Source organism: Caulobacter sp. GW821-FHT10A10 (assembly GCF_059415745.1).
In genome coordinates, this window is the sequence record NZ_JBWKNV010000002.1 from 734484 (window position 1) to 756497 (window position 22014).

The following is a 22014-nucleotide window of genomic DNA, read 5'->3' on the forward strand; positions in this document are numbered from 1 at the left end:
CGATGACCGGACACGTGCAGGGCGATCTGTGCGGGCGCCTGCGTCCGGGCCTTGTGCTTCGATATTGTACGAGTATTGTATTTATATTGCGAGAGTGGATCCCAAAATACGGGACGATTTCGCCAAGGAAACAAGCAGACCGGGAAAACCGGCGCTTCGGGTTGGAAACGGAAAATGAGCGGGCCGCCGAGCGGCGCCGCCGTCAGGAGGGACCTATGTCGTCGTCATCCTTGCGAGCCCTGCGTGCGGGCGTCTCGATCGCGGTCCTGACCGTCGCGGCCATGGGCGCGGGAGCCGCCAGCGCTCAGACCGCGCCGGCGACGCCTCCGCCCGCCGGCGAGACCACCGAAAACACCGTCGACGCCATCGTCGTCACCGGCTTCCGCGAAAGCCTGCGCAGCGCCCTGAGCGTCAAGCGCCAGTCCTCGGGCGTGGTCGACGCCATCAAGGCCGAGGACATCGCCGACTTCCCCGACGCCAACCTCGCCGAGTCGATCCAGCGGGTGCCCGGCGTGTCGATCACCCGCGTGGCCGGCGAGGGCCGCACGATCACCGTGCGCGGCCTGCCGCCCAGCTTCACCCGCGTGCGCATCAACGGCATGGAAGCCCAGTCGACCAGCGGCGCCACCACCAGCGATCGCGGCGCGAACCTGGGTCGCGGCTTCGACTTCAACACCTTCGCCTCGGAGCTGTTCAGCGGCATCACGGTGCGCAAGTCGGCCCAGGCCGAGGTGATCGAGGGCTCGCTGGGGGCCACGGTCGATCTCGATATCGCCAAGCCGCTGGACCAGAAGGGCCGCACCCTCGTGCTGGGTGGTTCGCTCGGCTACAACGACCTGTCCGAGAAGATGGACAAGAAGTTCACCGCCGTGGCCGGCGATCGCTGGGACACCGCCTGGGGCGAGTTCGGCGCCCAGGCCTCTCTGGCCTTCAGCAAGCGCAAGTTCCTCGAGGACCAGTGGGGCTCGGGCGGCTGGAACCCGGCGACGATCGATGGCGGCTTCTGCACGCCCGTGGGCCGCACGCCGCAGAACCCGGCCACCGACACGGCCACCGGCGCCGACGCCCTGAACTGCGCCACCGGGGTGGCGCGTCCGGCGGCCAACGACACCCTCTACGACCTGGGCAACCAGAGCACCGTCTTCTTTCCGCGCCTGCCGCGCTACGGCCGTTTCCACCACGACCAGGAGCGCACCGGCGCGACCCTGGCCCTGCAATGGAAGCCCAACGACCGCACCTCGTTCGGCTTCAACGCCCTCTATTCGAAGTATGACGTGGTGCGCGAGGAGAACTGGCTGGAAGGCTTCTCCTTCGCCCGCGCCATCAGCCAGAACGGCAAGCCGCAGACGGCCATCCGCGAGCTGATCCTGCGCAACGCCGGGACCAGCAGCACCGCCGGGATCAACTACGGCAAGACGGTCTATGACGTGGCCTACGGCCGCTTCGACGGCGTCGACGTGCGCTCCGACACCCAGCACGACGAGTTCCAGAACGTCTTCCAGCAGTACACCTTCACCGGCAAGCACGAGCTGACCGACAGCGTCACCCTGTCGGGCCTGATCGGCTATTCGAAGTCGGACTACGACCAGCCGATCACCACGACGATCATGTTCCAGCGTCCGAACACGAGCATGACCGTCGACTTCCGCGAGGATCGCGACCAGCCGACCATCACCCACGGCTTCAACGTCGCCGACGCCAGCCTCTACACCTTCGGCGCCGGCAACGCCGAGGTGCGGATGTCGCAGATCTTCACCACCAACATCTACAAGACCGCCGAGGCCAACCTCGCCTGGCGGGTCGATGACGACCTGACCATCAAGTTCGGCGGCCACTTCCACGAGTTCTCGTTCGACACCTCGGCCTTCCAGCGGTCGAACAACTTCCTGGTGCCCAACCTGACCACGGCCCAGTTGCAGGCCGTGACCAAGGTGGTCGAGGGCTTCGGCGGCCACGGCATCAAGAGCGGCGTGTTCCCCAGCAGCTGGGCGACCATCGACTACGACAAGTTCGTCGCCGACCAGAACCTCTACAGCAAGACCGGCATGTACGCCCTGATCCCCAACACCGGCGGCATCCGGCGCGTGGAGGAGAAGGTCAGCTCCGGCTATCTGCAGGCCGACCTGAAGACCGAGATCAACGGCCTGCCGGTGCGCGGCGACATCGGCTTCCGCATCGCCAAGACCGAGCTGTGGGCGCGGGGCTACCAGATCGGCTCGACCCGGGTGACCGCCGAGAACGATTATCTCGACGTGCTGCCGGCCCTGAACGTGGCCTTCGACCTGCGTGACGACCTGGTGCTGCGCTTCTCGGCCGCCAAGGTCGTGTCGCGGCCCGACCTGACCTTCCTGTCGCCCGGCGGCAGCTTGAACCTGACCGGCACGCCGTCGATCACCTCGGGCAACCCGGACCTCGATCCGATCCGCGCGACGACCTTCGACCTGGGCGGCGAGTGGTATTTCTCGCAAGGGTCGGTGCTGAGCGTGGGCCTGTTCTACAAGGACATCGCCACCTACGTGCAGAACCAGTCGCAGCAGATGAGCTTCCGCCAGACGGGCCTGCCGCTCAGCCTGCTGGGCACCTCGCAGCTGGATCCGGACAACACCCTGTTCACGGTCACCCGTCCGGTGAACACGCCCGGCGGTCCGCTGAAGGGCTTCGAGATCAACTACCAGCAGGCCTTCACCTTCCTGCCGGGCCTGTTGCGCCACACCGGCGCGCTGGTGAACTACACCTATGTCGACTCGACCATCGACTACTTCCTGGCCGACGGCAGCGTCACCACCAACGACCTCGTCGGGCTGTCGAAGAACGCCTACAACGCCACGATCTACTACGAGGACGACAAGTTCAGCGCCCGCCTGTCGGCCTCGTACCGCGACAAGTCGATCGTCGCCCTGCCGGCCAACAACCCCTACCAGGACGTCGAGGGCTATGACGCCAACCTGACCTTCGACATGGCCGCGTCCTACCAGATCAACGACAAGTTCAAGCTGTCGCTGGAAGGGCTGAACATCTTCGACCGCTTCAATCGGCAGTACATCGACTCCGATCGCGACAGCACCTTCGTCTACACCCACACGGGGCGGCAGTTTAATCTGGGGCTGCAGTACCGGTTCTAGGCCGCGAGGGGGCGGGCCAAGCCGCTCGCCCCCGAACTTGGCATACGTAGAAACCCTCTCTCTTAGAGAGAGGGAGGGGCCCATCGCGTAGCGATGGGAGGGTGAGTGGTTACACCTTCAGCCGGCGTGCCGGCACGTCGTCCACAACAGCGCCAAGACGGTCCAGGGGCTTCGCCTACCCACTCACCCTCCCACGCCTTGCGGCGCGGGCCCCTCCCTCTCTCCATGAGAGAGGGTTTTATGGGCGCGGCTTCTTCGGGTCGGCCTTGGGCGAGGGGGCCAGGCGCAGCACCTCGGCCTGGTAGCGTTCGTCGTCGCCGGCGGCGGCGAAGGGCAGGGCGTCGCAGAGGGCGTCCAGCAGCGGGTCCAGCCACTGGTGCTCGACCTTGTGGAAGTCGCCCAGCACGTAGTGCATGACCATGTCCTTGTCGCCGGGATGGCCCACGCCGATGCGGCCGCGGCGGAAGGCGTCGCCGATCTGGCTGGTGATCGAGCGGATGCCGTTGTTGCCGGCCGCCCCGCCGCCGGCCTTCATCCGGAAGCGGCCCGGGGCCATGTCGATCTCGTCGTGGAAGGCGATGACGTCGGCCGGCTTCAGCTTGAAGAACTTCATGGCCTCGCCCACGGCGCGGCCGCTCTCGTTGTAATAGGTCTTAGGCTTGAGCAGCAGCAGCTTGACCGGCCCGTTCGGGGTGTCGACCTGGCCCTCGCAGGCCAGCCCCTGGAAGCGCGCGCGCCAGGGCGCCGTGCCCCACTTCCGGGCCAGGGCGTCGACGGCCATGAAGCCGACGTTGTGGCGGTTCTTCTCGTACTTGGGCTCGGGATTGCCGAGGCCGGCGAGGATCAGCATCGCGCGGTGCTCACGTATTCATACGAAAACGGGCGGACCCGAAGGTCCGCCCGCTTCCTAGATCAGTTCGGTCGCGAAACCGAGCCGGGATCAGCCTTCGACGGTGGTGTCGCCGGCGCCCGACTGGGCCGAGGCCGAGGCCTTCAGGGTCGCGATCACGAAGTCGCGGTCCACGGCCGGCTTCACGCCTTCCGGCAGCTTCACTTCCGAGATGCGGATGGTGTCGCCGATGTCGTGCGAGGCCAGGTCGATGACCAGCTCTTCGGGGATCTGGTCGGCCGGGCAGGCCAGCTCGACGGTGTGACGGATGACTTCCAGCGAGCCGCCCTTCTTCAGGCCGACCGAGGTTTCGTGGTTCTTGAAGTGCACCGGCACTTCGATCTTGATCAGCTGGTGCTCGCTGACGCGGTACAGGTCGAAGTGGACCGGCTCGTCGGTGACCGGGTGGAATTGCACGGCCTTGGCGATGACCGATTGCTTGTCTTCGCCGTGCTGCAGCGTGACCAGGTGGCCGAGCAGCTTGCCGGTGAAGAGGGCCTTGCGGAATTCGTTGACCTTCACCGCGACGTTCACGGGATCCTTGTCGCCGCCGTACAGGACGCCCGGGACCAGGCCGGCGCGGCGGGTTTCGCGGGCGCCGCCGGTGCCGGCGCGCTCACGGATTTCAACGTTCAGGATGATCTCGGCCATGTCAGTTCTCTCTTGAGGGCCAATGCCCTCGAAATGCGAAATCGCCGCACAGGACCGTATTGCCCCGCTCGGTCGACGTTTTCAGGAGGGCGCCCAATACACGAAGCGGGCCGCCGGTGCAATCCGGCGGCCCGCTTGTTCGGCTGGAAAGGTCTGAAGGATCAGGCCTTCTTCTTCTTGGCGGCCGCGGGCTTGGCGGCGGGCTTCTTCTTGGCGGTCGGCTTTTCCGGCGGCGGGGGCGGCAGCGGCTCGACCGGCATCGGCGCGCCCGAGGCCTTGATCACGCAGGCGCCGGTGTCGATCATGATGTGCTGGCCCAGGCAGAAGATGTCCTCGTAGTGCGGCTTGGACACGGCCAGGCACTGATAGAGGTTCAGCTTGGCCATGTTCAGGCACGAACCGGCGCTGGGCTCGGCCATGATGGCCTCGATGGTCGACAGGTTCTCGTCGCCGGCGGCGCCGAGGGCCGCCAGGGCGGCGACCGCCAGGCTGCGGATGACCAGCGGGCGATACGGCGGCGGAGCCGAGCGCGGGCCGGCCGGCGCGGTCGAGGCCAGGGCGGCGTCGATGCTGGAGGCTGGGCTGGCGGCCGGGGCGGCGGCGGGCGGCGGCGCGGGCGGGGCGTTGACCGTCACCATCGAGGCCTGCTGCAGCTGGGCCACGTCGGCGGTGTCGGCCAGGGCCGGGGTGGCCGAGGCGGTCTTGGCGTAGGCCAGGCGGCCGTCGCGGTCGGTCACGGCGGCCTTCGACCAGGTCGCGCGCTGCACGTCGTAGGCGGCCTGCTTCACCTTCTTGCCGGCCTCGTAGACCTTGAGGCCGTCGGCGCCGAGGGTGTCTATGATGCGGGCGGCGGCGGTGTCGCTGCCCTTGAAGCCGACGGCGTAGGCCGGGTCGGCGATCAGCTGGTTGATCACCTGCTGGCGCTGGGCCGGATCGGCGGCGAAGGTGCGCACCGAAGCCACGAAGGTCGGGTCCTGCAGGGCCAGCACCGCGCCGTACGACATGGCGCCGCTGAGGAAGTGCTTCTGCTCGTAGCCGACGCCGATCTTCAGCGAGGCCTGGATCTGGTCGCCGTTCTGGAAGTCGGGCGTGATGGAGCCGGCGCGCTGCATGTAGCCGCGGAAGGCGCTGGCGCGCTCGACTACCTTGCTGGACAGGGTGATCGGCGGCGGGGCCGGCGGAGCCTGGACGACGGGCGGCGGCGGGGGAGGCGGCGGCGTGCTGCAGCTGGCCAGAACGGTGGCCGCGGCGATTGCGACCGCCGTCAGAGCGGCGCGCGGACGCAGGTTGGAAAGCATGCTGACGACATCCCCGTGTAGATGGAGCCGGCATAACATCGCCGGCGGGCGACATTGTGACAGTCAGTCCGTTAACCAGACTTTGACAAGCGGGGCTGTGTCGCGATTTCCGCGAGAGCGCGGATTCCGTTGGATATTTTCCCGACGGAAAATGTGGCGCCGATGTGGCGGAGGAGGTTGGGGGTTAACGGCCCGGACCGTTTCACCCCCGTAAGATCCCCGCGAAAGCGGGGACCCAGGCGTTCTATCGTCGAGCGCCGTGGGTTTCAGAAAAGCCTGGGCCCCCGCTTTCGCGGGGGTTTTACGGCTTGAGAGAACCGGAAAGCCGATCAGTCGAACAGCTTCGACACCGACTCTTCGTTGGCGATCCGGCGGATGGCCTCGCCGATCAGCGGGGCGCACGAGACGTAGCGGATCTTCGGGCAGGCCTTGGCGGTGTCCGAGGCCTCGATGGAGTCGGTGACCACCAGTTCGGTCAGGACCGAATTGGCCACGCGATCGGCGGCCGCGCCCGACAGCACGCCGTGGGTGACATAGGCGCTGACCGAGACGGCGCCGTGGTTGATCAGGGCCTGGGCGGCGTTGCACAGGGTGCCGGCCGAGTCGGCGATGTCGTCGAACAGGATGCAGCGGCGGCCTTGGACGTCGCCGATGATGTTCATCACTTCCGACTGGCCCGGACCCGAGCGGCGCTTGTCGACGATGGCCAGGTCGGCGTCGTCCAGGCGCTTGGCCAGGGCGCGGGCGCGCACCACGCCGCCGACGTCCGGCGAGACGACCATCAGGTCGTCGCCCAGCGGGTAGTTCTTGATGATGTCGTCGGCCAGCAGGCGCGAGGGCAGCAGGTTGTCGGTCGGGATGTCGAAGAAGCCCTGGATCTGGCCGGCGTGCAGATCCATCGTCAGCACGCGGTCGGCGCCCGAGCGGGTGATCAGGTTGGCGACCAGCTTGGCCGAGATCGGGGTGCGGCCGCCGGTCTTGCGGTCCTGGCGGGCGTAGCCGAAGTAGGGCAGCACCGCGGTGATCCGCTTGCCCGAAGCCCGCTTCAGGGCGTCGATGCAGATCAGCAGTTCCATCAGGTTGTCGTTGGCCGGGTAGCTGGTCGACTGGATCACGAAGACGTCCTCGCCGCGGACGTTCTCGTCGATCGTGACGAACACCTCGAGGTCGGCGAACCGGCGCACCTGGGCGCGGGTCAGCGGCATGTCGAGATACTCCGCGATGGCCTGGGCCAGCGGACGGTTGGAGTTGCCGGACAGCAGCTTCATTTTGGATTCTCGGTGGGGGGTCGCCGTTGCCGGGCCTTCTAGCAGCGATCCGCCCCGGGGCAACCCGCTTAAGGTCGCAGGTTGTGCTTCATGACCATTTCGTGTCGTTCAGGCCGCACAGCCCCGTCCTTCTCCCCTTGCGGGAGAAGGTGTCGTCCGAAGGGCGACGGATGAGGGGTCTCTCGGAATTCGGACGCCGCGTCCGGTCGATCCATTTTCGTGGCGGACAGGGCTTTCGACCCCTCACCCGACCCGCTGCGCGGGCCACCCTCTCCCGCAAGGGGAGAGGGGTCACCCCTCCAGCATGATCGCCGACAGCAGCCGGCCGTAATCCTTCTGGCCGTTCAGCACCGCGCGGCGGTTGGAGAAGAAGTGATCGCCTTCGGCGCAGGTGTCGCGGCCGATCCATTCGCGCTGTTCGATGCCGGCGGTCTCGATGCGGTCGAGCACGAAGGACGGCAGGTCGAACATCCGCTTGTCGTCGGCCTTGCCCGGCTTGAAGAACCGCTTGGAGCCGGGGCAGTCGGCCTCGAAACGGTGCAGGAACTCCAGGCCCACTTCATACGAATCCGGGCCGATGCAGGGGCCGACGGCGGCGACCATGCGCTCGGGACGGGCGCCCAGCTCGACCATGGAATCGACGGCGGCCTGCACCACCCCGTCCAGCGCCCCGCGCCAGCCGGCGTGGGCGGCGGCCACGACCCGGGCCTCGGGATCGACGATCAGCACCGGGGCGCAGTCGGCGTGCAGGGCCCCGCAGACCACGCCCGGCGTCTTGCTGACCACGGCGTCGCCCTGCGGTCGGGCGTCGCCCCACGAGCCGTCGGCGACGATGGCGATGGTCGAGTGGATCTGGAAGCAGGTGTTGAGGTCTTCGCGGTCGACGCCGAACCAGCCGGCGGCGCGGGCGCGGTTCTCGATCACGTCGGCCGGTTCGTCCTGGCTGCCGCGGCCGACGTTGAGGCTGTCATAGAGACCCTGCGAGACGCCGCCGTTGCGGGTAAAGAAGGCGTGGCGCAGGCCGGGCACGCTGGCCAGCAGCGACGACTGGACGGTGGGGATCTGGGCTTGCGTCATGCCTCGTCCTCGAAGAGCGGGGGGATGAGCCCCGGCGCGCTCAGGCACGCGACCTTGAAGAGATCGCCCATCTGCGCCGCTCCGGTCAGGCGATCAAGCTGTCTTGCGATGGTGTCGGCGCGATCGGGCCGCGCGGCGGCCAGCGCCTGGGCGCGGGCTTCGATGCCGAGAGCGCGCAGGAACGCGCCCTGGGTGATCACCGGCGGCGCGTTCGCTCCGGCTTCACGAGCGGCGTCCAGCACCGAGGGGAAATCGGCCCAGACGGTCAGGTCGGCCTGGCCGGGATTGTCCAGCGGGCCTTCCTTCTTGTGGGCGCGCAGGGCCTGCAGGGTGTCGCCGGGCTCGCTCGTCGCGCGGCCGTAGTCGATCAGCAGCGCCGCGCCGCCGTCGCGGGTCAGGCGGTGGCCGATCTCGGCGCCCAGGGCGGCCTGGGCGGGCGAGGATTCGAGGATGGCTCCGACGGCAAGATCCTCCCCCTCTGGGGGAGGTGTCGACGAAGTCGACGGAGGGGGAATAACCCTAGGCTCGGCGGCGGCTGAAAACGCCCCCCCTCCGGCCCTTCGGGCCACCTCCCCCAGGGGAGGAGGATTTAGTTTGCGCAACCCGAACGCCAGTTCCCCGTCCTCGCCCAGGCCCACGACCCGCTCGGCCCAGCCCTCGGCGGTCTTCACGAACTGTCTCGCCGGCAGGCAGTCCAGAAGCTCATTGGCGACCAGCAGCAGCGGCGCGTCGGCGGGAACCTCCTCCAGCCGTCCGGCCCAGCGCACCGAGGCGCCGGCCAGCTTCGCCTCCTGAGCCGCGCGCAGCACCGGCGAGACCTCGACCAGCCACAGGTCGGCGGCTTCCAGGAAGACGGGCAGCAGGTGCGCGGCGCGCAGGATGTCGCTCATCAGCGTCCCGTCGCCGGGGCCCATCTCGACCAGTCGGAACGGGGCGGGGCGGCCCAGGCGGTCCCAGGTCTCCATCAGCCATAGCCCGACCAGCTCGCCGAACATCTGGCTGACGCCGGGGGCGGTGATGAAGTCGCCGCCAGCCCCCAGGGCCGGGCGGTTGGCGTAGTAGCCGTCGCGGGGGTCGTGCAGGCAGCGGGTGAAGTATTCGGGAACACTGATCGGCCCGTCCTGGGCGATCTGGGCCTTCAGGCGGTCGAGCAGCGCGGGTCGTTCGGGGATCAAGACGCGGCCGGCTCCTCGGAAATGACGGGAGCGACGGGCTCCTTCAGGGCCCGCCAGACCAGCCAGGCGCCGATCAGCAGCATCGGGGTCGACAGCAGCATGCCCATGGTCAGGCCCAACGGGAAGTTGGGCATGAAGGCGTCGGGCTGACGCACGTTCTCGAGGCTGGCGCGGAACAGGCCGTAGCAGAGCATGAACAGGCCCACGAGCCCGCCGCGGCGTTGCAGGAAGGCGAAGCGGTGGGTGGCCAGGCGCAGGATCACGAACAGAAGCACCCCTTCCAGCGCCGCCTCGTAGAGCTGGCTGGGGTGGCGCGGCAGGTCGCCGGCCACGCAGGCGCCGCCTTCGAGGGCGCGGATGCGGGCGTTGCAAAACACCACGCCCCACGGAACGTCGGTGACCCGGCCCCACAGCTCGCCGTTCACGAAGTTGGCCAGGCGGCCGAACAGCAGGCCCAGCGGCGCGACCGGCGCCACCAGGTCGCCCAGCTTCAGCAGGTCGATCTTGTTGCGGCGGGCGAACAGGATCACCGCCGCGCAGACGCCCAGGAACCCGCCATGGAAGCTCATGCCGCCGTTCCAGACCTGCAGGATCTCCAGCGGCTTGGTCCAGAACAGCGACGGGCTGTAGAACAAGACATAGCCCAGGCGTCCGCCGAGGATGATGCCGAGCGTGATCCACAGCACCAGGTCGTCGATCTGTTCGGGCGTGGCGGTGGGCGTGCGGCCGCCCCACAGGCGCGAGGTTTTCACCAGGCGTACGGCGTACTGCCAGCCCAGCAGGATGCCGGCCACATAGGCCAGGGCGTACCAGCGGATCGCCAGCGGGCCGAGGTGGATCAGGACGGGGTCGAATTCCGGAAAGATCACGCCGCGCGGCTCCGATCGGGACAGTTGGTCGCAGGGATAGAGCGCGGCAGGCGAAAGTGTAAGCGGTTTCGCCGGCCGACGCGCGACCAGGAGAAATGCGATAGCGGGTTACCAGTTCGCTTTCATCCCCCGCTCACCATATAAAGGACGTCGGGCGATTTGCGCCCTCCCGGAACGACGATGCACAGCCAGAACCCTTTCCTCGACGAGTTCGCCAAGTTCACCCAGGCCGCCATGGGCATCGCCCAGACCGCGGGCGACGAAGCCAAGACCGCCTTCCGCTCGCAGGCTGACCGCTGGGCGGCCGAACTGGATCTCGTGCGTCGCGACGACCTCGAGGCCCTGAAGGCCCAGGTCGTGGCCCTGCAAGCCGAAGTGGCCGCCCTGAAGGCCGAAAAAACCGCCGCCGAAGCTCCGAAAGCCGCCCCCAAGGCTGCGAAGAAGACCGCTCCGAAGGCGGACGGAACTTCCGGGAAGGGCGAATAAGCACGCTTTTTGCTCGCTTGGAGCGTGAACGCTGTTGTGGCGAAACGCGCGAAGCAGCTTAGACTCCATTCTCGTGGGCGACACCCGGCGGGTCCCACGCCCGTCATCGCCCCTGGGGGCCAAAGGTTCTGATGGACACCCAACCCGACGACGACGTCCTGCTGGCGCTGGATCCCCTCGAGGTGGTCGAGCACGTGCTGGCGGCGGAAAACCTGACCTTCGACCGGACGGAGGATGGCGATCTCGCCTTCGCCCTGACCGGCGACTGGAAGGATTACGAACTGTGGTTCGCCTGGCGGCCCGAGGCCGACTGCCTGCAGCTCTGCCTGTCGCTGGACCTGCGCGCCTCCAAGACCAAACGCCCGGCGGCCTACGAGCTGCTGTCGATGATCAACCAGCGTGTCTGGCTGGGCCACTTCGAGGTCTGGACCGATGACGGCGAGGTGGTCTTCCGCCACGCCCTGGCCCTGCCCTCGGGCGAGCGCCCGACCATGGCCCAGGCCGCCTCGATGATCGACGCGGCGGTCGAAGCCGCCGACCGCTTCTATCCGGCCTTCGACTTCCTGCTGCACGGCGCCAAGACCCCCGACCAGGCCATGGCCGCCTGCATGTTCGAGACCGTGGGTCAGGCCTGATCCCCTTCTCCTCCCTCGTGAAACGGGGGAGGGGGACCACGAAGTGGTGGAGGGGGCGGCCGCGCGCTCGGCGCTTCGTCCCTCGCCCCCTCCGTCACGGCGCTGATAGCGCCGCGCCACCTCCCCCGCTTCGCGAGGGAGGAGTGAGCCGACCGCTACGACCTTCACCAAACACGTGACCGCCTCACCAAAAAGGTGACGCCGCCGCCCAGCCGCGCTAAGCGCCCAGCGCACACTGTGACGCGGGAGCTTCGCCCATGACCCCCATCCTTCTGCTCGGCGCGGGCCGCATGGGCGGCGCCCTGATCGAGGGCTGGCGCAAGACCGGGGCCTTCGGGGCGGCCGACCTGATCGTCCGCGACCCGGCGGCGACCGCCGAGGGCTTCCCCGGCGCGCTGGTGAACCCACCGCTCGAAGCGCTCTCCGCCGCCAAGGTCGTGCTGCTGGCGGTCAAGCCGCAGATCTGGCGCGAGGCGGTCAAGGACGTGGTCGCCCACTTGGCGCCCGACGCCATCATCGTCTCGATCGCCGCCGGCGTGCGCGCGGCCGACATCGCCGAGGTCTTCGGCGGCAGGCGGGTGGCGCGGGTGATGCCGACCACGGCCGTGGCCATCGGCCAGGGCGCGGCCAGCCTCTACGCCGACACGCCCGAAGCGCTCGAAGCCGCCAAGGCCCTGTTCGCCCCCGTCGCGGCGACGGTCGAGCTGGCCGACGAGCAGCTGATGCACGCGGCGACCGCCGTCTCCGGCTCGGCCCCGGCCTATCTCTACGCCTTCATCGAGGCCCTGGAAGCGGCCGGCGCCGGTCAGGGCCTGACGCCGGAGGACAGCGCCCGCCTCGCCCGCGCCACCATCGCCGGCGCTTCGGCCCTGCTGGCCCAGGGCGGCGAAGAGCCGGCCGAACTGCGTAAACAGGTCACCTCGCCCGGCGGCACCACGGCCGCGGCGCTGTCGGTGCTGATGGGCGAGGGCGGTTTCGGGGATCTGCTGCCGCGCGCGCTGGACGCGGCGGTGAAGCGCTCGGAAGAGCTGGGCTCCTGATCCCTCTCCCCTTGCGGGAGAGGGTGGCCTCCGAAGGAGGTCGGGTGAGGGGTCTCTCAGACCTCAAAGCCTCATGCGCCGACTAAGCTGGGCGGGGCGTCTCATGTCTGAGAGATCCCTCATCCGTCGGCTTCGCCGCCACCTTCTCCCGCAAGGGGAGAAGGGTTATTTTGTCACGTCCACCAGCGCCGCGGCCGGCTTGCCCCGTTCCGCCGCCACGAACTCCACGGCCCGCACGATGTGGTCGGCGAACTCGCCGCCCAGCAGGCGGGTGTGGCTGGCGCCGGCCACGTGGTCGACATAGCCGTGCTGCGAGGCCTTGGCCGGGGCGGCCTGCATGTCCTTCCATTGCACGCGATCGCCGGCGCGCGGTCCGGCGGTGACCACTGCCACCGGCCATTCGGGCGCGAAGGGCGGTTCGGCGGCGGCCTGGGCAGAGGACTCGGCCCACAGCTCGACCTCGGCGGCCGAGGTGCGGTTGTGGCGGCCGTTGGCGAAGCCCCAGCGTTTCTCGGCCTTGGCGTCGGGCGGCAGGCCGATCTTGTCGCCCAGGGGGGTATAGACCAGCGGCTTGTAGAGCCCCGCCGAGGCCCCCAGCGCCGCCGCCTTCGAGACGAAGACGAACGAGTTGATGAAGCTCTTGGCCCGTCGGAGCTGCGCGGCCTCGGGCGTGGCGGCGTCGACCAGGACGAGACCGGCCACCTGGCTGGGATTGCGGCCGGCGTATTCGCGCAGGCGCAGGCCGGCCATCGAGTGGCCGACCAGGATGAACGGACCCTTCTCGCCGGAGGCGGCGACCAGCTTCTCGAAGTCGGTGACGATGGCCAGGCCGTCGCGGGGGGCGGGGCCGGGCGGGGAATAGCCCATGCCGGCGCGGTCGTAGGCGCAGGCGCGCCAGCCGGCGGCCGCCAGGGCGTCCTGGGTGGCGCCCCAGTCGGCGGCGAAGCCGAAGGCCCCGGCCTCGAGCCAGACGGTCGGACGGTCGGCCCGGGCTTCGCCCTCGCAGACCAGGCGCAGGGTGCGGCCCTCGCCGATGTCGACCTGGGCGCCGCGCGGCGGCTTGGAGCCTACCCCGGCCATCACGCCGCCTGCCGCGACGAAGGAAACATAGAGCAGGGTGAAGGCGGCAAGGGCGCGTCCGGCGTGCTTGAGCATGGCTCTCAATGTAGGGGCGCGGCGGCGTTCGTCGAGGGGCTGGTGCGGCTTCTCGGCGCGGTTTCCTTCGGGCGGATCAATCCCTAGACTCGCCGGCATGCGTCGCGCTCTCTCAGCCTTGCTTCTGGTCGCCGCCCTGGCCTCTTCGGCCGGGGCGCAGACGAGCGCGAAATCGCCTGCTTCTGTGACAACCGCACCCGCGGCCGAAACGGCCACGCCCGCGCCGCTTCCGCCGCTGTTTTCGCCCAAGCCGCCCGAGCGCGACGTGCCTGCCTGCAAGGCCGCCTGCGCCAAGACCTACTATTTCTGCCGCGCCAACGCCGACGACGACAGCTGCCCCAGCGAGTGGTCGCGCTGCAACGTGCGCTGCGCGGCCAGCTTCGTCCGGCCGACGGGGAACTAGAAATGGGACCCTCTCCCTGAAGGGAGAGGTGTCGCCGAAGGCGACGGAGAGGGAAGGGGGCTTTCTAGCCCGCACCGACTTCCCCCTCCGGCCCTCCGGGCCACCACCCCCTTCGGGGGAGGATCTTTCATCGCCTCTTGCTCCGCGCCCGGAACGGGGATCAAATCCTGACGGGGCGTCATCGACGCCGCTGGGAGTCGCGCTCATCGATGTCGAACATCGCTTATTTCCCCGCCATGCCGCCGCGCGAGGACAATCGCCCGGGCAAGCGCGAGCGCACCAAGACCGCCAACCGCCAGGCCATTCTCGACGCGGCCCGTCAGGTGTTCGGCGAGTTGGGCTATGACGGGGCCACGGTGCGCGACATCATCCGCCTGACCGGTTTGGCCTCGGGCACCTTCTACAACTACTACAAGTCCAAGGAGGAGGTGTTCGACGCCCTCGCCGACGACGGGGCGCGACGCTTTCGGCCGCTGCTGCGCGTGGAGTTCGAGAAGGCGACCGACTTCGCCTCGTTCCTGCGCGGGGCCATGCGGGCCTATTTCGACTTCCTGGCCGCCGAGCACGAGACCTGGCGGGTCAACCGCCCGGCCGGCGAGACCCATCCGCAGGTGCGCTCGACGCCCGAGGTCACCGCCGTGTTCGCCGAGGTGCGCGAGGCCTTCGAGCGGGTGCTGGAGCGCGAGCACGCCCCGCCCGTCGACCTCGACTACCTGACCGCCGCCTGCATCGCCGTGGCCCGCGAGGTCGGCGACAAGATGCTGGAGCGCCGACCGATGGACACGCAGGGGGCCACGGCCTTCGCGGTCGGCCTGATCCTCGGCGGCCTGCCGGCCCTGCCCAGGCCCTAGCGGCCGACCCTTTCTCCCGACCTCCAGAAGAAAAGAGCCCCCGAATGGCCGACGTCCAGAAGCTGGTCCTCAAGACGATCCTGTCGCTGCCGACCCCGATCCTGCGGGCGCTGAGCGGCGGGGGCGTGGTCTATCGCGGCGGGCGGACGCTCGACCCGCGCTTCCAGTTCTTCGCCCATGCGGCCCAGGGCCTGCCGTCGATGACCACCCTGGCCCCGGAAGAAGCCCGCGCCGCCAGCGCCAAGGGTCTGGCGGCGGTGTCGGGGCCGCCCGAGCCGGGCGTGCGCACCGAGAGCCTCAGCATCGACGGTCCCGGCGGCCAGATCCCCCTGCGGGCCTATCGTCCCGCCGAACAGGACAGCGCCGCGCCGCTGATCGTCTTCGCCCACTTCGGCGGCGGGGTGATCGGGGACCTGGAGACCTGCCACGCCTTCTGCGGGATCCTGGCGCGCATCGCCAAGACCGCCGTGCTGTCGGTCGACTATCGCCTGGCCCCGGACCATCGCTTCCCGGCCGGTCTGGACGACGTGCTGGCCGCCTATCGCTGGGGCCGCGACAACGCCGCCCGCTTCGGCGCGGCCCCGGGCGTCGCGGCGATCGGCGGCGACAGCATGGGCGGTAATTTCTCGGCCGTGCTGGCTCAGGAGATGAAGCGTACGGGCGAGGCCCAGCCGGCTTTCCAGCTGCTGATCTATCCCGCCGTCGACGTGGCCAGCGAGACGCCGTCGATGAGCCTCTACGCCGACACCTATCCCTTGAGCCGGCCGATCATGGAGTGGTTCATGGCCCACTACATGGGCCCGGAAGCCGACCCGGCCGACCCGCGGCTGTCGCCGGACAAGACGCAGGACCTGTCGGGCTTGGCGCCGGCCATCATCGTCACCGCCGGCTTCGACCCCCTGGTCGACCAGGGCGAGGCCTACGCCAAGCGCCTGATCGCCGCCGGCGTGCCGACCGTCTACCGCTGCTACGACAGCCTGGCGCACGGGTTCACGGCCTTCACGGGCGCGGTGCCGGCGGCGGACGCGGCCTGCCGCGAGATCGCGGCGCTGGTGCGGGCGGAGATTTCCCGGTGAAACCCTTCCCCCTTGATGGGGGAAGGGGTGGGATGGGGGTGGAGCGGCCTGTCCGTTGCGCCGTCGTCTCTACGCACAGTGGGGCTGAACCGCCGTGGTCACCCCCATCCCCGGCCCTTCCCCCATCGAGGGGGAAGGGAGAGTGAAGGCGCTCGTCGTTGACGCGCTGGCCGAGAACTTCGCCGGCTGCGCTGTCCGCGAGGTTCCGACCCCTGCGCCCGGACCCGGCGAGGCGCTGGTCCGGATCAAGGCCGCCAGTGTCAACTTCCCCGATCTGCTGATGACCCGCGGCGAGTACCAGCTGAAGCCGCCCCTGCCGTTCACGCCCGGCCTCGACTTCGCCGGCGAGGTCGCTGGACTGGGCGAGGGCGTTTCAGGCCTGGAGATCGGCGCGGCGATGGTCGGCGGCGCGCGCACGGGAGCCTTCGCCGAATACATCGCCGTTCCGGCCAAGGCCCTGAAGCCCAAGCCCGCGCGGCTGTCGTTCGGCGAGGCGGCGTCCTACGGCGCGGCCTATCTGACGGCCCAGGTGGCGCTGGTGCGGCGGGCGAACCTGCAGCCCGGCGAATGGGTGCTGGTGCACGGCGCGGCCGGCGGCGTGGGGCTGGCGGCGGTGGATCTGGCGAAAGCCATGGGCGCGCGGGTGATCGCGGCATCGGCCTCGGACGACAAGCTGGCGCAGGTCGCCCGCCTCTACGCACCTGACGCGACCGTCAACGTCACTGGCGGCTTCCGTGATCAGGTCAAGGCGATCACCGGCGGGCGCGGGGTGGACGTGGTCTACGATCCCGTGGGCGGCGACGTCTTCGACGAGAGCCTGCGCTGCCTGGCCTTCGATGGGCGCCTCTTGGTGATCGGCTTCACCTCGGGGCGGATCCCGACCGTCTCGGCTAATATTCCGCTGATCAAGGGAATCTCGGTGATGGGCGTGCGGGCCGGCGAATACGGTCGCCAGTTCCCCGAGCGCGGGGCGGAAGACCAGGCCGCCGTCTGGGCCATGGCCGACGCCGGAACGATCCGCCCCCACGTGCACGCCGAGGTTCCGCTGGACCGCTGGCGCGAGGCGTTCGACCTGCTGGCGGAGCGGCGGGTGGTGGGCAAGGCGGTGATCGTTCCATGACCACGCCGACCTATGATCTCGACGCCCTGGCCGGCCTGGTCGCCGACCTGGGCTTTCCGACCAAACGCCCGGAGGCGGCGCGCCTGGAAGTCGATCTCGGCGCCGGTGTGGTTCTCTGCTTCGAGACCGACGAGGACGGCGGCCTGATCGGTTTCGCCGGCGGCGAATGGCACACGCACGGCGACGTCATGTTCGCTGATGCCCGGGGCTACAGCGTCTCCATGACGGCGGCGGAGCTGCTGTCGGGGCTGGCGGAAGGTCGTGTGCTGATCCGCGACCACGAAGCCGCAGGGCGGCTGGTCGAGCGGTCGCTGTTCCACGCAGACTATCCGGACGTCCCGGATCTCGCGCCGGGCGAGCGGGTGGTGCTGCGCCGGGTTGAGGTGGTCGTTTCGTCGTGAACGCCTCTGCCATGCCCTGAAACACCTCTCCCATGGGGAGAGGGAGGGGCCCGCGCCGTAGGCGTGGGAGGGTGGTGGGGTAAGGCGTCGGCCGTCTACCCGCTGACCTGTTTGCGCAGCTTTTCAGGGATATTCTTTGAGGGTGTAACCCCTCATCCTCCCACGCCTTCGGCGCGGACCCCTCCTTCTCCCTATGGGAGAAGGTACATTCAGGCCGGCCTTCTCGCCCGCAGCGCCTGGGCGATGGTCCCATCGTCCAGCCAATCCAAATCTCCGCCCACCGGCACGCCCCGCGCCAGCATGGTCACCGGCACATTTGTCTGAGCGAGCCGATCGGCGAGGTAGTGGGCGGTGGTCTGGCCGTCGACCGTGGCGGGCAGGGCCAGGATCACCTCGGCGACCTCGCCGCTGGAGACGCGGGCCAGCAGTTCACCCACCCGCAGGGTTTCCGGACCGACGCCGTCCAGCGCCGACAGCAGGCCGCCCAGCACGTGGTAGCGGCCCTTGAACGAGCCGCCGCGTTCCATCGCCCACACCGAGCCCACCTCCTCGACCACGCACAGCAGGCGCACGTCGCGGGTTCCGTCCGAGCACACGGCGCAGGGATTGGTGGTGTCCAGCGAGCCGCAGGTCGAGCAGGTCTTCACCTTCGCCTGCGCCTCGGCCATGGCGGCCGCCAGCGGCGCCAGCAGGGTGTCGCGCTTCTTCAGCAGGGCCAGCGCCGCCCGCCGGCCCGAGCGCGGTCCAAGGCCCGGCAGCTTCGACAGCAGGGCGATCAGGCGCTCGATCTCGGGTCCGGCGGAGGCGGCCATCAGCCTTTAGAACTTCATGCCCGGAAAGCCGCCCATCATGCCGGCCATCGGGCCGGCGGCCTCCTGCATCAGCTGGGCCTGCTTGGCGTCGAGCTTCTTCTTGGCGTCGGCGTGGGCGGCGACGATAAGGTCGGCGATGACTTCGCCTTCGCCCGGCTCGATCAGGCTCTCGTCGAGCACGACCTTGGTCAACTCGCCCGAGCCGGCCAGGGTGACGGTGACCATGCCGCCGCCCGAAGTGCCCTCGACGCTGATCTCGGCGACGCGGGCCTGGGCTTCGGCCAGTTTCTGCTGCATGGCCTGGGCCTGCTTCATCAGGCCGCTGAGGTCTTTCATGGTCTGCTCCTCGCTTTGAGTTCCCTCCCCCTGGAGGGGAGAGGGGCAGGGGTGGGGTGGCGTCCTTGGCGGGGCGGCCGAGCCGCATCCGGAAGCGTTTCCACCCCCATCCCCGACCCTTCCCCCCTCCAGGGGGAAGGGAGAAAATCAGTCCTCGACTTCGTCCGGCTCGATCGGCGCGGGTTCGGGGGCGAAGACCTTGCGGATCTCGACGATCTCCGTGCCCGGGAAGGCGCTGAGCACCGAGGCCACGAACGGATCGGCCCGGATGGCCGCCAGGGCCTCGCGCTCCTCGCGCTTCTGGCGCTCCATCAGGCTCTCGGCCCCGCCGCCGCCCTCGGCGGCGATCAGCCAGGGCTGGCCGGTCCATTCCTTCAGGGCGCGCACCAGGCGGCCGGCCAGGTTGCCGGGGGCGCCGGGGGCGGCCTCGAAGGTGATGGCGCCGGGGCGGAAGCTGATCGGCCGGACATACTGCTCGACGTCGAGCCGAAGCCCGATGTCGCGCTTCTCGGCGATCAGCTTCAGCACGTCGTCGAACGAGGCCAGCACGGGCGCGGCCGGCGCCGCGCCGACGGCGGCCATGGCCCGCGGCGCGGCCGAGACCGCGCCGCCAGGCGCGGCTCCACCGCCCACGGCGACGCCGCCGCCCGGACCGCCCGGATTGCCGCCGTCGCGCAGGGCCTTCAGCGCATCCTCCGGACCCGGCAGGTCGGCGGCGTAGCACAGGCGGATGATGGCCATCTCGGCGGCGGCCATGGCGTCGGGCGCGCGGCGCACCTCGTCATGGGCCTTGAGCAGCATCTGCCACAGGCGGGCCATGGTTCCGGCGCTGGTCTGGGCGCCGACCGAGGTCAGGCGCGCGGCCTGCTCCTTGGGCATCGACAGGGCGTCCGGCCCCAGGGCCTTGGCGACCGAAGAGGCGTGGCAGTGGTCGAGCAGGTCGAGCATCACCACCACCGGATCGGCGCCGAAGCCCCACAGCTGGCGGAAGGTGGTCAGGGCCTCGCCCGGCTTGCCGCTCATCACCTGTTCGAAGAGAGCGATGGTCTGGCTGCGGTCGGCCAGGCCCAGCATGTCGCGCACGACGGCGGCGGTGACCGTCTGGCCGCGCTCGGTCTGGACGATGGCCTGGTCCAGGAGGGAAAGGCCGTCGCGGGCCGAGCCCTCGGCGGCGCGGGCGATCAAGGCGAGAGCGTCGGGATCGATCCGCGCCCCTTCCTTCTGCGAGATGCGGTCGAAGTGCTTGGCCAGCACGTCCGGCTCGATCCGACGCAGGTCGAAGCGCTGGGTGCGCGACAGGATCGTCACCGGAACTTTTCGGATCTCGGTGGTGGCGAAGATGAACTTGGCGTGCGGCGGCGGCTCTTCCAGCGTCTTCAGCAGGGCGTTGAAGGCCGCCGTCGACAGCATGTGCACTTCGTCGATGATGTAGACCTTGTAGCGCGCCTCGACCGGGGCGTAGCGCACCCCGTCCAGCAGCTCGCGCATCTCATCGACCTTGGTGCGGCTGGCGGCGTCGAGCTCCAGCACGTCCATGTGCCGGCCCTCGATGATGGCGCGGCAGTGCCGGCCCTCGGTGGTCAGGTCGACGCTGGGGCCGTGGACGGTGTCGCTCTCGTAGTTCAGCGCGCGCGCCAGCAGGCGGGCGGTCGTGGTCTTGCCGACCCCGCGGACGCCGGTGAGCATGAAGGCGTGGGCGATGCGGCCGGTCGAGAACGCATTGGCCAGGGTGCGGACCATAGCCTCTTGGCCGATCAGGTCCTCGAAGGTGCGCGGGCGGTACTTTCGGGCCAGCACGGTGTAGGCCGCGCCGGGCTCTTCCGGTTCGGGCTCGGGCAGGGGCTTTTCTTTGGCGACCGGCGCGGGCGCTTCACCGAAGATGTCGGCCGTGTTCTCGTCGCGCTCGGGCGCCTCTTCGCGTTCGAAGGCGGGCTCGTCCCAGGGCGGGGCGGATTCGGGCGTGAGGTCGTGGTCGGCCATGGGCGCAGTCTAGAGCGTCGGCGCCGTGCGCAAAAGGCTCGCGCGCGCTCGCTGGCGTGGATGCTGACGATTTCGGGGAATAAGGTGGAGACCGGCAGACGACCCGAGGGTGATCTCGTTGTGGCTGCTGCCTCTCGGCCCTGACCAGGTTGGCGAGGCCATCGTCCGTCGCCGATCTCCGAGGGGGTATATCGCGACTCATCGACCGATATGCAAGCGCCCAGAGCGTCGCATGCCGCAGAGATGTGCGTCACGGGCTATGAAGGCGGCGGTTTCCGGTGGGCGAAAAGCCTTAACGGCAGGCGGTGACGACTCCGCGTCGCTGGGCTACAGATTCGCCCATGCCGCTATCCGAGATCGTCAACATCTTCGCCGGGAATCCGCTGGACCGCGCCAGCGAGCGTCGAGGCGACGCTAGCTGGATCGCCGAGAAGCTCGACGACGCCCAGTCGCTGGCCGTGGCCGTCTGGAACGGCAAGGTCCTGGTCGAGGACGCGCCGGGGGCTGATGATGAGCCGGGCGGCGTCCAGATCGCCTATCTGCGCGCCGACATGGCCAAGGAACTGGCCGGCACCGACGAGCGCCTGCTGTTCATGGGCCTGTGGAAGGACATCGCGGTCTTCGCCGTCGACCTGGAGGGCGCGGCCGATCCGGCGGAGGGCGCCCTGCAGGGCCTGGGCCGGTTCGAGGAACTGCGCGGCGCGGCCGCCACCTTGCCCGCGCCCGACGCCGGTATCCTGGGCACCGCCAAGTCGATGTTCGAGTGGCGGCGCAAGCATCCGTTCTGCGCCAACTGCGGCCAGAAGAGCGACATCGCCGACGGCGGCTGGAAGCGCATCTGCCCGGCCTGCCACGCCGAGCACTTTCCGCGCACCGACCCGGTGGCGATCATGCTGGCCGTGCACGGCGGCAAGTGCCTGCTGGGCCGTCAGGCGGCCTGGCCGCAAGGCATGTTCTCGGCCCTGGCCGGCTTCATCGAGCCCGGCGAGACCATCGAGGAGGCCTGCGCCCGCGAGCTGAAGGAAGAGGCGGGCCTCGTCGCCACCAAGGTCCGCTACCACTCCAGCCAGCCCTGGCCGTTCCCCGCCTCGCTGATGATGGGGCTGATCGCCGAGGTCGACAGCGACCAGGCCGCCCCCGACCAGACCGAGCTGGAAGCTGTCCGCTGGTTCGACAAGGACGAGGCCAAGGCCTTGATCCGCGGAGAGATCGAAGACGCCTTCGCCCCGCCGACGCTGGCGATCGCTCATCAGCTGATCAAGACGTGGTGCGAGAGCGAGGACTGAGGGCTTCTAGCGCTTCGATCTGAAGTCCGAAACGAAGCGCCAGAACGCGTGGCCGATGAGGATGGTCCAATAGATCTGTTGAAG

21 protein-coding genes and 1 other RNA gene are annotated in these 22014 nt (G+C 69.4%); 10 read left to right on the top strand and 12 right to left on the bottom strand.

The annotated features are described in order from the left end of the window. Window positions 1-215: 215 nt before the first annotated feature. Window positions 216-3122 carry a TonB-dependent receptor gene (locus AC07NS_RS08290; protein ID WP_494602674.1) on the top strand — a complete coding sequence of 969 codons (2907 nt, stop codon included), beginning with the start codon at window positions 216-218 and terminating at the stop codon, window positions 3120-3122. A gap of 238 nt (window positions 3123-3360) precedes the next feature. Here AC07NS_RS08290 and pth read toward each other — a convergent pair whose 3' ends face one another. The 7 genes from pth to lgt all read right to left on the bottom strand — a co-directional run bounded on the left by pth (window position 3361) and on the right by lgt (window position 10349). Then, window positions 3361-3972 carry an aminoacyl-tRNA hydrolase gene (gene pth / locus AC07NS_RS08295; RefSeq protein WP_487292050.1) on the bottom strand — a complete coding sequence of 204 codons (612 nt, stop codon included), beginning with the start codon at window positions 3970-3972 and terminating at the stop codon, window positions 3361-3363. Between the two features lie 90 nt (window positions 3973-4062). After that, window positions 4063-4662: a 50S ribosomal protein L25/general stress protein Ctc gene (locus AC07NS_RS08300; protein ID WP_494602675.1), complete on the bottom strand. Its 600-nt coding sequence runs from the start codon at window positions 4660-4662 to the stop codon at window positions 4063-4065. 161 nt (window positions 4663-4823) lie between these two features. Beyond that, window positions 4824-5960 (bottom strand): hypothetical protein, encoded by a 1137-nt coding sequence (locus AC07NS_RS08305; RefSeq protein ID WP_494602676.1) that lies wholly within the window; start codon window positions 5958-5960, stop codon window positions 4824-4826. Window positions 5961-6289: 329 nt separating this feature from the next. Beyond that, complete coding sequence (locus AC07NS_RS08310) at window positions 6290-7228, bottom strand: ribose-phosphate pyrophosphokinase (protein ID WP_494602677.1); 939 nt, start codon at window positions 7226-7228, stop codon at window positions 6290-6292. Between the two features lie 291 nt (window positions 7229-7519). Then, on the bottom strand, window positions 7520-8305 hold the full coding sequence (pgeF, locus tag AC07NS_RS08315) for a peptidoglycan editing factor PgeF (protein WP_494602678.1): 786 nt from the start codon (window positions 8303-8305) through the stop codon (window positions 7520-7522). Next, the gene (locus AC07NS_RS08320; protein ID WP_494602841.1) at window positions 8302-9477 is read right to left on the bottom strand and encodes a class I SAM-dependent methyltransferase; all 1176 of its coding nucleotides are present in this window, start codon (window positions 9475-9477) and stop codon (window positions 8302-8304) included. The genes pgeF and AC07NS_RS08320 overlap by 4 nt, the downstream gene beginning before the upstream one ends. Further along, window positions 9477-10349, bottom strand: a complete 873-nt coding sequence (gene lgt, locus AC07NS_RS08325; protein WP_494602679.1) for a prolipoprotein diacylglyceryl transferase — start codon at window positions 10347-10349, stop codon at window positions 9477-9479. The genes AC07NS_RS08320 and lgt overlap by 1 nt, the downstream gene beginning before the upstream one ends. 180 nt (window positions 10350-10529) lie before the next feature. On the opposite strand from lgt, the gene AC07NS_RS08330 reads away from it, so the two are divergent. The 3 genes from AC07NS_RS08330 to proC all read left to right on the top strand — a co-directional run bounded on the left by AC07NS_RS08330 (window position 10530) and on the right by proC (window position 12510). After that, complete coding sequence (locus AC07NS_RS08330; RefSeq protein WP_494602680.1) at window positions 10530-10835, top strand: accessory factor UbiK family protein; 306 nt, start codon at window positions 10530-10532, stop codon at window positions 10833-10835. Between the two features lie 131 nt (window positions 10836-10966). Beyond that, the gene (locus tag AC07NS_RS08335; RefSeq protein WP_110120074.1) at window positions 10967-11470 is read left to right on the top strand and encodes a type III secretion system chaperone family protein; all 504 of its coding nucleotides are present in this window, start codon (window positions 10967-10969) and stop codon (window positions 11468-11470) included. A 257-nt stretch (window positions 11471-11727) separates the two neighbouring features. After that, on the top strand, window positions 11728-12510 hold the full coding sequence (gene proC, locus AC07NS_RS08340) for a pyrroline-5-carboxylate reductase (RefSeq protein ID WP_494602681.1): 783 nt from the start codon (window positions 11728-11730) through the stop codon (window positions 12508-12510). A gap of 165 nt (window positions 12511-12675) precedes the next feature. Here the strand turns inward: proC and AC07NS_RS08345 are convergent, their stop codons facing one another. Further along, window positions 12676-13665, bottom strand: coding sequence for an alpha/beta hydrolase (locus AC07NS_RS08345; protein ID WP_494602682.1), 990 nt, complete (start codon window positions 13663-13665; stop codon window positions 12676-12678). A 184-nt stretch (window positions 13666-13849) separates the two neighbouring features. Here AC07NS_RS08345 and AC07NS_RS08350 point away from each other — a divergent pair, with 184 nt between their 5' ends. The 5 genes from AC07NS_RS08350 (at window position 13850) to AC07NS_RS08370 (ending at window position 17516) form a co-directional block, all read left to right on the top strand. Then, window positions 13850-14068: a hypothetical protein gene (locus AC07NS_RS08350; protein WP_494602683.1), complete on the top strand. Its 219-nt coding sequence runs from the start codon at window positions 13850-13852 to the stop codon at window positions 14066-14068. A gap of 209 nt (window positions 14069-14277) precedes the next feature. After that, a complete protein-coding gene (locus tag AC07NS_RS08355; RefSeq protein WP_110120070.1) occupies window positions 14278-14919 on the top strand; it encodes a TetR/AcrR family transcriptional regulator in 642 nt (213 codons plus the stop codon). A 44-nt stretch (window positions 14920-14963) separates the two neighbouring features. Then, window positions 14964-15995, top strand: coding sequence for an alpha/beta hydrolase (locus tag AC07NS_RS08360; protein WP_494602684.1), 1032 nt, complete (start codon window positions 14964-14966; stop codon window positions 15993-15995). A 142-nt stretch (window positions 15996-16137) separates the two neighbouring features. After that, window positions 16138-17115 carry an NADPH:quinone oxidoreductase family protein gene (locus AC07NS_RS08365; RefSeq protein WP_494602685.1) on the top strand — a complete coding sequence of 326 codons (978 nt, stop codon included), beginning with the start codon at window positions 16138-16140 and terminating at the stop codon, window positions 17113-17115. Then, entirely contained in the window at window positions 17112-17516 is a 405-nt protein-coding gene (locus AC07NS_RS08370) for a hypothetical protein (protein WP_494602686.1), read from the top strand. The genes AC07NS_RS08365 and AC07NS_RS08370 overlap by 4 nt, the downstream gene beginning before the upstream one ends. A gap of 209 nt (window positions 17517-17725) precedes the next feature. Here AC07NS_RS08370 and recR read toward each other — a convergent pair whose 3' ends face one another. The 4 genes from recR to ffs all read right to left on the bottom strand — a co-directional run bounded on the left by recR (window position 17726) and on the right by ffs (window position 20822). Continuing rightward, on the bottom strand, window positions 17726-18328 hold the full coding sequence (recR, locus tag AC07NS_RS08375; protein ID WP_110120067.1) for a recombination mediator RecR: 603 nt from the start codon (window positions 18326-18328) through the stop codon (window positions 17726-17728). A 6-nt stretch (window positions 18329-18334) separates the two neighbouring features. Beyond that, the gene (locus AC07NS_RS08380; protein ID WP_494602687.1) at window positions 18335-18664 is read right to left on the bottom strand and encodes a YbaB/EbfC family nucleoid-associated protein; all 330 of its coding nucleotides are present in this window, start codon (window positions 18662-18664) and stop codon (window positions 18335-18337) included. A 147-nt stretch (window positions 18665-18811) separates the two neighbouring features. Then, the gene (locus AC07NS_RS08385) at window positions 18812-20644 is read right to left on the bottom strand and encodes a DNA polymerase III subunit gamma/tau (RefSeq protein ID WP_494602688.1); all 1833 of its coding nucleotides are present in this window, start codon (window positions 20642-20644) and stop codon (window positions 18812-18814) included. Window positions 20645-20729: 85 nt separating this feature from the next. Further along, an RNA gene (gene ffs / locus AC07NS_RS08390) (signal recognition particle sRNA small type) lies at window positions 20730-20822 on the bottom strand. A 163-nt stretch (window positions 20823-20985) separates the two neighbouring features. Here ffs and nudC point away from each other — a divergent pair. Further along, entirely contained in the window at window positions 20986-21930 is a 945-nt protein-coding gene (nudC, locus tag AC07NS_RS08395; RefSeq protein WP_110120064.1) for an NAD(+) diphosphatase, read from the top strand. Window positions 21931-22014 lie beyond the last annotated feature (84 nt).

What these genes read in the sequence shown, in the direction of transcription:
- AC07NS_RS08335 (WP_110120074.1), top strand. Translation starts at nt 10,967, where the DNA reads ATGGACACCCAACCCGACGACGACGTCCTGCTGGCGCTGGATCCCCTC.
- AC07NS_RS08310 (WP_494602677.1), bottom strand. Translation starts at nt 7,228, where the DNA reads ATGAAGCTGCTGTCCGGCAACTCCAACCGTCCGCTGGCCCAGGCCATC.
- AC07NS_RS08305 (WP_494602676.1), bottom strand. Translation starts at nt 5,960, where the DNA reads ATGCTTTCCAACCTGCGTCCGCGCGCCGCTCTGACGGCGGTCGCAATC.
- AC07NS_RS08330 (WP_494602680.1), top strand. Translation starts at nt 10,530, where the DNA reads ATGCACAGCCAGAACCCTTTCCTCGACGAGTTCGCCAAGTTCACCCAG.
- AC07NS_RS08290 (WP_494602674.1), top strand. Translation starts at nt 216, where the DNA reads ATGTCGTCGTCATCCTTGCGAGCCCTGCGTGCGGGCGTCTCGATCGCG.
- AC07NS_RS08380 (WP_494602687.1), bottom strand. Translation starts at nt 18,664, where the DNA reads ATGAAAGACCTCAGCGGCCTGATGAAGCAGGCCCAGGCCATGCAGCAG.
- AC07NS_RS08385 (WP_494602688.1), bottom strand. Translation starts at nt 20,644, where the DNA reads ATGGCCGACCACGACCTCACGCCCGAATCCGCCCCGCCCTGGGACGAG.
- pth (WP_487292050.1), bottom strand. Translation starts at nt 3,972, where the DNA reads ATGCTGATCCTCGCCGGCCTCGGCAATCCCGAGCCCAAGTACGAGAAG.
- AC07NS_RS08360 (WP_494602684.1), top strand. Translation starts at nt 14,964, where the DNA reads ATGGCCGACGTCCAGAAGCTGGTCCTCAAGACGATCCTGTCGCTGCCG.
- pgeF (WP_494602678.1), bottom strand. Translation starts at nt 8,305, where the DNA reads ATGACGCAAGCCCAGATCCCCACCGTCCAGTCGTCGCTGCTGGCCAGC.
- AC07NS_RS08370 (WP_494602686.1), top strand. Translation starts at nt 17,112, where the DNA reads ATGACCACGCCGACCTATGATCTCGACGCCCTGGCCGGCCTGGTCGCC.
- AC07NS_RS08345 (WP_494602682.1), bottom strand. Translation starts at nt 13,665, where the DNA reads ATGCTCAAGCACGCCGGACGCGCCCTTGCCGCCTTCACCCTGCTCTAT.
- recR (WP_110120067.1), bottom strand. Translation starts at nt 18,328, where the DNA reads ATGGCCGCCTCCGCCGGACCCGAGATCGAGCGCCTGATCGCCCTGCTG.
- proC (WP_494602681.1), top strand. Translation starts at nt 11,728, where the DNA reads ATGACCCCCATCCTTCTGCTCGGCGCGGGCCGCATGGGCGGCGCCCTG.
- AC07NS_RS08300 (WP_494602675.1), bottom strand. Translation starts at nt 4,662, where the DNA reads ATGGCCGAGATCATCCTGAACGTTGAAATCCGTGAGCGCGCCGGCACC.
- nudC (WP_110120064.1), top strand. Translation starts at nt 20,986, where the DNA reads ATGCCGCTATCCGAGATCGTCAACATCTTCGCCGGGAATCCGCTGGAC.
- AC07NS_RS08355 (WP_110120070.1), top strand. Translation starts at nt 14,278, where the DNA reads ATGTCGAACATCGCTTATTTCCCCGCCATGCCGCCGCGCGAGGACAAT.